The sequence below is a fragment of the Geobacillus sp. ZGt-1 genome (genome assembly GCF_001026865.1).
In the GTDB taxonomy this organism is placed as follows: Bacteria; Bacillota; Bacilli; order Bacillales; family Anoxybacillaceae; genus Geobacillus; species Geobacillus thermoleovorans.
Window position 1 is genome coordinate 59,261 of sequence record NZ_LDPD01000008.1, and the last position, 7,385, is coordinate 66,645.

Below are 7,385 nucleotides of genomic sequence, written 5' to 3' on the forward strand. Positions count from 1 at the left end.
ATTAGCGAAACTTGAAATTGATGATGAAATGAAGGTTTATTTTTTAAAAATAATAAACGAAAGTGTATTTCTAAAAAAACGTAAAATACTTGAAGTTGTGGATAGAGGTGATTATCAGATCTCCCAAGAAAGAGACAAGAAGCTTTTTTTAGACGATCAATGGGACGGAATTATAATTGGTAATAATGTTCTATTGTACAATGAAAATAAAATTTTATCTTTGTTTAGATATTATGAAAGATTTAGACAAGCAGCAGATGAAATAGTCGAACAGATAATGGAAAAAGGGATTGTTTCAGATGATTCTAACTTTTTACAATTTGTTCAGTCTCAGATAAGTCTTCAAAAGAAGCTAGCTAAGGCAGCTGATTATGGGTTGGAACGCATAAAAAGAGAGCGTATTGAGGAATTGATAAATACTGGCATGATTAATTTGCAATTAGATGAGCAAGGCAGGATAGTCTGTACCACAAAAGAAGAAGCGCGATTGGTTATTGATGTAATATTAGACAATTTTGTTTCCTCTTTAATTACTGATGATAAATACCGAGCTATCAATAAAATGCGTATACAATAATTACTGTGTTTTGTTGTGTCAGTGTTGGAATAAAATAAGCATCTTAGATAAACGAAGGCTGGGCGACGTATTGGCATCAGCGCATTTTGCGCGAGATGGATTTGACGAGCGATGAGGCGATTGAATTTGCGAAACTGAACGCCAACGTCGTGCAACCGTCGCGCACTGGCATCAATCCGTATTATTTAGGACTGAAAATTTTTGAAGACATTGAAGAGCGGTGGAACAACCCGACTGAGGAGATGAAAAAATACGGCGTCAAGCCGGGGTCGGGGAGGGCGAAAATTTTTGAAGTGCGCGAACTCGAATCCGACATTTCGTTTTTGCGCAACTATTTAACGAAAGAGCTCGTCATGCGCGAAGATATGTATTTGTTCCAAAAACAGGGGAAAGAATATAAAATCGTCGACAAAAACTGGGAGCATATCCGCGACCAACTCGTCAGCATGCGGGTAAACGGCGGATTCCCGTATATCACGGTCAATGACGGCGATTATATGCGCAACGGAGAGTTGTATTTGAAGCATTGGTATGAAGGAATCGAACTCGATCTGAAGTATTTAGAAAAAGTGCTCCCATACATTTATCAGTTGTGGGGCCGTCCGGTCCATATGGAGACGGTCGTCGAGGAAAAGCCGATGTTGTTTACGTATGACGGGAAAACGGTGCATCGGAAATATTTATAACATAAGGGCAGGGATCTCCTGCTTTTTTTGTTTGTCACGATGAATATGTGAAAAATGACACAAATTATTCGAAATCATGCCGGATAGCGTCCCCGATTTTATGAAATAATATGAAGTGGATAATTTGTGATGGTTGTCACAAATTCTTCACCACTGTTTGTTCGCCCGGGGGGATGGATATGTGGAAGCGGCATGAAAAAACGCTTGTGTTCGTTAGCTTTGCTGTTGCGGCTGTTGTCTTGCTTTCCTTGATTGGCCGCTTGTTTTCATAAGGGGGGATGAATCGTGAACGGTTACGATCCGGTGCTGCTTAGCCGTATTTTGACGGGATTGACGCTGACGGTCCACATCATTTATGCCACGATCGGCGTCGGGATTCCACTGATGATCGCCATTGCCCAGTGGGTTGGGATTCGCAAAAATGATATGCATTACATCTTACTCGCTCGCCGCTGGACGCGCGGTTTTGTCATCACCGTAGCGGTCGGCGTGGTGACAGGAACAGCGATCGGCTTGCAGCTGTCGCTTTTATGGCCGAACTTTATGCAGCTGGCTGGCCAAGTGATCAGCTTGCCGCTGTTCATGGAGACGTTCGCCTTCTTTTTTGAAGCGATTTTCCTCGGTATTTATTTGTATACATGGGATCGGTTTGAAAATCAGAAAAAACATTTGCTTTTGCTCATCCCAGTGGCGATCGGCTCTTCGGCGTCGGCCATGTTCATTACAATGGTGAACGCGTTTATGAACACGCCGCAAGGCTTTGAACTGAAAAATGGCGAGCTTGTCAACATTGATCCGATCGTTGCGATGTTCAACCCGGCGATGCCGACGAAAGTCGCCCATGTGCTGGCGACGGCGTATATGACGTCAGCATTCGTACTTGCTTCGATCGCCGCTTGGCATTTATGGAAAGGCAATCGTCACATTTATCATCGCAAGGCACTTCATTTAATGATGAAAACAGCTTTTATTTTTTCGGTAGCCAGTGCATTGATTGGCGACTTATCGGGCAAATTTTTAGCCGAATACCAGCCAGAAAAGCTGGCGGCTGCTGAATGGCATTTTGAAACGAGCTCCCATGCACCGTTGATCCTGTTCGGCGCGCTCCAAGAAGACGGGGAAGTGAAATATGCCTTGGAAATTCCATATGCCCTTAGCATTTTGGCCCATAACCATCCCGCTGCGGTTGTGACCGGACTGAACGAAGTTCCGGAAGATGAACGCCCACCACTGTACATTCATTACTTATTCGATGTGATGGTCACGATCGGGGTGTTTTTAATGGTTGTCGCAGCCGCGTATTGGCTCGGATCGATTTTCCGCTGGAAGTGGACGGCGAAAAAGTGGTTTTTTGGACTGCTGGTGGCGGGAGGGCCGCTGGCGATGGCTGCGATTGAGGCGGGATGGTACTTAGCGGAAGTCGGGCGGCAGCCGTGGATTTTGCGCGGCTATATGAAAACGGCGGAAGGAGCGACATCGTCGGCGCATGTGGATACGATGCTTGTGTTGTTTTGCCTTTTGTATATGGTGTTAGTAATTGCGAGCGCAACAGTGCTCATCCGTATGTTCCGCCGCAACCCGGTTGAACGGGAGCTGGCAGAGCGGGCCAATAACGGGGAGGTGGCGCCATGACGCTCGAAGTCATTGGCATTTCGGTGTTATGGCTGTTTTTGTTCGGGTACATTATCGTTGCCTCGATTGATTTCGGGGCTGGGTTTTTCAGCGCCTATAGCCATTGGGCAAACAAACAGCATATTTTGCACCGCATCATTCAGCGCTATCTTTCCCCTGTATGGGAAGTGACGAACGTCTTTCTTGTCTTTTTCTTTGTCGGCATTGTCGGCTTTTTTCCGAAAACGGCGTATTATTACGGTTCTATTTTGCTTGTCCCGGCGAGCATCTCCATCATTTTGTTAGCTATTCGCGGCTCGTACTATGCGTTTCATACGTATGGGGGGACGGAACGGAACTGGTATTTAATCGCTTATGGATTGACGGGGTTGTTTATTCCGGCCTCCCTGTCCATCGTGTTGACGATTTCCGAAGGCGGGTTTGTGGAGGCAGGCGCCTCAGGCGTTGCGCTGGATTATGGGAAGCTGTTTGCAAGCCCGTTGTCATGGAGCATTGTGCTGCTCAGTGTGACGAGCGTTCTTTACATTTCTGCCGTTTTCTTAACGTACTATGCGGACGAGGCCAAGGATGAACGGGCGCGGGCGCTGTTGCGCCGCTACGCTCTTCTTTGGAGCGGGCCGACGATGTTGTCAGCGCTGCTCATTATTTACCAGCTCCGCTACCATAATCCCGAGCATTACGCCAACCTATGGAATGTGGCGTGGATGCTGGTCATTTCCTTTTTGTTTTTTGTCATTACCGTTTGGCTGCTTTGGCGGCAGCGGCGGTTCGGCTGGGCGTTTATTGCGCTGTTGTTTCAATATGCGTTCGCCTTTTACGCCTATGGCATTTCACATTATCCGTATTTGTTATACCCGTATTTGACGATTTATGACGGGTTTACGAATGAGACGATGGCTATGGCGTTGATCGTCGCGTTTATTGCCGGCCTCCTGTTATTAATTCCGTCACTTTATTTGCTTATGCGCCTCTTTTTGTTTAACAAGGCGTACGTTAAAGGAAAATGGGAAGGGGGAAAAGGATAATGCAAACATTTTTGATCATGTATGCGCCGATGATCATCGTCGCCCTGTCGATCATCGCCGCGTTTTGGGCTGGTTTGAAAGATGTGCACGTAAATGAGTAAACACAATTTCAGCGTCTTGGTAATGCATAGTTTGCCGCCAATCGCCCACACTAGCGGATGACAACGAATAGAGAAAGGATGGGCGATGATGAAAGAAATATTGGAGCGTGTGAAAGAGCAGCTGGAACAATCGTTTGACGAACCGCGCTCGACGAGTCTTGATGGGGCGATTCATGAGCTTGAACGGTTAAAAGCGAGCGCCAGGGATAAACGGCAAATGATCGAAGATGTCATCCGTGCGGTGACTCACGCGCGCAATGCGCGAATGGAGCTGGCCGAGGCGGGAGATGAATCGGCGACAAACGCTTTCGCTGAGGCCTACCGGGCGCTCGATCAAGCGATTGAATCGTACAGTGGCGTCGATAACGACCCGGTGTAAGACGGATGGGGGCCCCCTTGGCCTTCATCTGTCGGAAATACGCGGAAGGCGGATGGATTGCAAGCGTTTGGCTGACGTGTTATACTGATTGGCAGCCAAGTAAATACAGGGAATGTTTTCTAGGGTTCCGCGGCTGCTTTGCGGCCGGCCTGCGACCGAGAGAAAACGCGCGGCATCGCCGCGTGCACGGAGGGACAAAAGCCCGGGAGGAGCATCGTTTCGATCGTTCTCGCGGCTTTTTTATTTTCGCTAAAAAGGGAGGACGGGGCATGGCGTGGGTTTATTTAATAGTTGCTGGTTTGTTCGAAGTTGTATGGGCGATCGCGCTGAAATATACGAACGGGTTTGCCCGCTTTTGGCCTTCTGTTGTGACGATTGCGGGGATGGCGGCGAGCTTTTACTTTTTATCACTGGCGATAAAAACGTTGCCGATCGGCACCGCCTATGCGGTGTGGACGGGAATCGGAGCGCTCGGCGCGGCCTTGGTCGGCATGTTGTTTTTAAACGAGCCAGTCAACGCGCCGCGTGTGGCGTTTTTGCTTTGCATTCTTGTCGGAGTCATTGGTTTGAAGTTTACGGCGGGGCAATAAATTGGATTCATTTCTTGTCAAGAAAAAGAGTTGACAACAGGTATAAATATTGAATATCATGAAAATATAAAAACGAATATAGTTTCTTTTGTTAAAGGGGAGTAGCTTTAACAGCAAAGTCGTCAGTTCAGGGCGCATGCCCTCGGCTTTGTTGGCAACGGCGACGTTGTTAGCGAGACCTTTACCGATGTTGGTAAAGGTCTATTTTATTTATGGAGGCCTTTACCAAAGATGGTAAGGGCCTTCTTTCATTTCATGAAACAAAAGGGGGGAAGATAATCGTAAAGGAAGATAGGTTCGGTTTCAAAAGAACAAAAAGTGGAGGGGATGGCATGCGTAAATGGTGGAAACGGCTTCGCTTCATCGTCCATGTCCGGCGTTTTCTACCGTTTTTGTTTGAATTTTTCGTTTCTCATGAAGTGCCAATGCGAAAAAAATTGTTTTCCGTCGGTTTGCTGCTTTTGTATATAGCGCTGCCGCTTGACCTCATTCCGGATTGGCTTGCGTTGTTTGGTTTGATCGATGATTTGGCCGTCTTCCTATTTATTTTGCAACAAGTCATTAAGATGGCTCCGGTTTCATTAAAAGAAAAATATAACCTGTAAAGGGGGATTCTTCCATGGATCTGTTGTCAGTAGAGTTTTGGACGGCGTTGCTGTCGATCGTCATTATTGATCTTTTGCTGGCAGGGGATAACGCCATTGTGATTGGATTGGCGGCCCGCAACTTGCCCAAATACCAGCAAAAAAAGGCCGTTGTCTGGGGGACGGTAGGCGCTGTCGTCATCCGGGCGTTGGCGACGATCTTCGTCGTCTGGCTGCTGAAAATCCCAGGGCTTTTGCTTGTCGGCGGCGTGCTGCTTGTCTGGATCGCCTATAAGCTGCTTGTTGAGGGGAAGGGCCACGACGATGTTGAAGCCGGGGGAAATTTATGGGAGGCGATTCGCACGATCATTATTGCCGATGCGTTGATGGGGCTTGACAACGTATTGGCGGTCGCCGGCGCCGCGCACGGAAACTTTCTCCTCGTCGTTCTTGGGTTGCTCATTTCCGTTCCGATCATGGTGTGGGGCAGCACGCTCATTTTAAAATGGATCGAGCGCTTCCCAATCATTATTACGATCGGCGCCGGTGTCCTCGCCTGGACGGCGGCGAAAATGATCGTCGATGAGCCGTTTTTAAAGGCGTATTTTGCCAATCCTGCCGTGAAGTATGGATTTGAGTTGCTTGTTGTTGCCGCTGTCATTGTGGCGGGAACGATGAAAAAACGAAAAAGCGCCAAAGAGCCGCAACCGAAAGCCGCCAATGAATAATTGGCGGCTTTTGTGGCTGGGCAATCACCAAGCGGATGGCTATTTCCATTTCAGCAGCAGAAATTGCAGCAGCCATCCAATGGAGAGCCCGGGGATGACAGATAAGATCGGCAGCCAAATCGGTCCAAAAAACACGCCGCCGATCGTCACGTGCGACGAGTACATCAAGCCGACCGTCACAAAGTAGGCGGAGACGACAAACGGCAAAAACGAGTACGGCGTTTGCCCGCCGCCAGCGTCTTTAAACGCATCCCACATGGCAAAAAAGTATAAACATGGATAAAACATCAGCCATCCGATATCGACAATGCGGGCGGCCTCATCCGTACGTCCCAAAAAGCTGAGGCGGATGGCTTCATTGAAATGGGATTGGGTGTTAATCACAAATTCCAACGCAATAAACAAAATTCCTTTTATATACTTTTTGTTCAACAGTTGCCCGAATCCAGGCAAAGCAATGCTCCATAACAATGCTTCGATCGCTTTCACCTTCTCGAACCCTTTACTGAGATAATATTAGTTGATCGTTGCTTTGTCCGTTGCACCGTCAGATGGAGCTGGAGACAATCGATGGGTGCTTCATGGTCAGTTGCTGGTTAAGCCGATGGGTGCAATTACATTTTTTGCGCCAAAGACTTGTTTTATACTTTTTTGCAATAGGAATGCAGAAAAACTTTCCTATAGAACTAAACGATATGTTAGCTGAAGATAAAAAAATACTTTAAATTTTTCAGAATAATGAATATAATAGTGACGTAAAGGATTTTGACAAATAAATAAAGGGGGAAGCCGTGTGAAGGGGCTAAAATCGATTTTGTTATGGGGCCTGATTTCCGTCCTTGGGGCCGCAGCGTTTGCCATTTTGGCTTTAAGCCGCGGCGAATCGGTCAACGCCATGTGGCTTATCGTCGCCGCCGTCTGCACGTATGCGGTCGCTTATCGGTTTTACAGCCGGTTTATCGCCCGCAAAGTGTTTGGTCTTGATGATAACCGGAAAACGCCAGCGGAAGTGTTCAATGACGGGAAGGACTATGTTCCGACGAACAAATGGGTGCTATTTGGCCATCACTTTGCCGCTATTGC

At 47.5% G+C, this 7,385-nt stretch carries 9 protein-coding genes, 1 pseudogene and 1 riboswitch; of the genes and pseudogenes, 9 read left to right on the forward strand and 1 reads right to left on the reverse strand.

The annotated features are described in order from the left end of the window. The 8 genes and pseudogenes from VU18_RS18910 to VU18_RS02515 all read left to right on the forward strand — a co-directional run. A partial coding sequence (locus VU18_RS18910) for a Kiwa anti-phage protein KwaB-like domain-containing protein (protein ID WP_047757617.1) occupies window positions 1-577 on the forward strand: 577 nt, incomplete at its 5' end. A 47-nt stretch (window positions 578-624) separates the two neighbouring features. After that, window positions 625-1,263, forward strand: a pseudogene (locus tag VU18_RS02485) (SpoVR family protein); the annotation flags it as partial. 285 nt (window positions 1,264-1,548) lie between these two features. Beyond that, complete coding sequence (locus VU18_RS02490) at window positions 1,549-2,895, forward strand: cytochrome ubiquinol oxidase subunit I (protein ID WP_014194957.1); 1,347 nt, start codon at window positions 1,549-1,551, stop codon at window positions 2,893-2,895. After that, window positions 2,892-3,920 (forward strand): cytochrome d ubiquinol oxidase subunit II, encoded by a 1,029-nt coding sequence (locus VU18_RS02495; protein ID WP_011230109.1) that lies wholly within the window; start codon window positions 2,892-2,894, stop codon window positions 3,918-3,920. The genes VU18_RS02490 and VU18_RS02495 overlap by 4 nt, the downstream gene beginning before the upstream one ends. A 189-nt stretch (window positions 3,921-4,109) precedes the next feature. Beyond that, entirely contained in the window at window positions 4,110-4,400 is a 291-nt protein-coding gene (locus VU18_RS02500) for a hypothetical protein (protein ID WP_033013879.1), read from the forward strand. A gap of 108 nt (window positions 4,401-4,508) precedes the next feature. After that, window positions 4,509-4,611: riboswitch (guanidine-I (ykkC/yxkD leader) on the forward strand. Window positions 4,612-4,669: 58 nt separating this feature from the next. Next, entirely contained in the window at window positions 4,670-4,990 is a 321-nt protein-coding gene (sugE, locus tag VU18_RS02505) for a quaternary ammonium compound efflux SMR transporter SugE (protein WP_011230112.1), read from the forward strand. 332 nt (window positions 4,991-5,322) lie between these two features. Beyond that, the gene (locus VU18_RS02510) at window positions 5,323-5,595 is read left to right on the forward strand and encodes a YkvA family protein (protein ID WP_011230113.1); all 273 of its coding nucleotides are present in this window, start codon (window positions 5,323-5,325) and stop codon (window positions 5,593-5,595) included. A 14-nt stretch (window positions 5,596-5,609) separates the two neighbouring features. Next, window positions 5,610-6,302, forward strand: coding sequence for a TerC family protein (locus tag VU18_RS02515; protein WP_021322501.1), 693 nt, complete (start codon window positions 5,610-5,612; stop codon window positions 6,300-6,302). 39 nt (window positions 6,303-6,341) lie between these two features. Here the strand turns inward: VU18_RS02515 and VU18_RS02520 are convergent, their stop codons facing one another. Next, window positions 6,342-6,791 (reverse strand): hypothetical protein, encoded by a 450-nt coding sequence (locus tag VU18_RS02520; protein WP_014194961.1) that lies wholly within the window; start codon window positions 6,789-6,791, stop codon window positions 6,342-6,344. Window positions 6,792-7,095: 304 nt separating this feature from the next. Between VU18_RS02520 and VU18_RS18915 the strand changes: the two genes are divergently transcribed. Continuing rightward, window positions 7,096-7,385 (forward strand): carbon starvation CstA family protein (locus VU18_RS18915; RefSeq protein WP_047757618.1); only part of this gene is annotated, 290 nt, incomplete at its 3' end.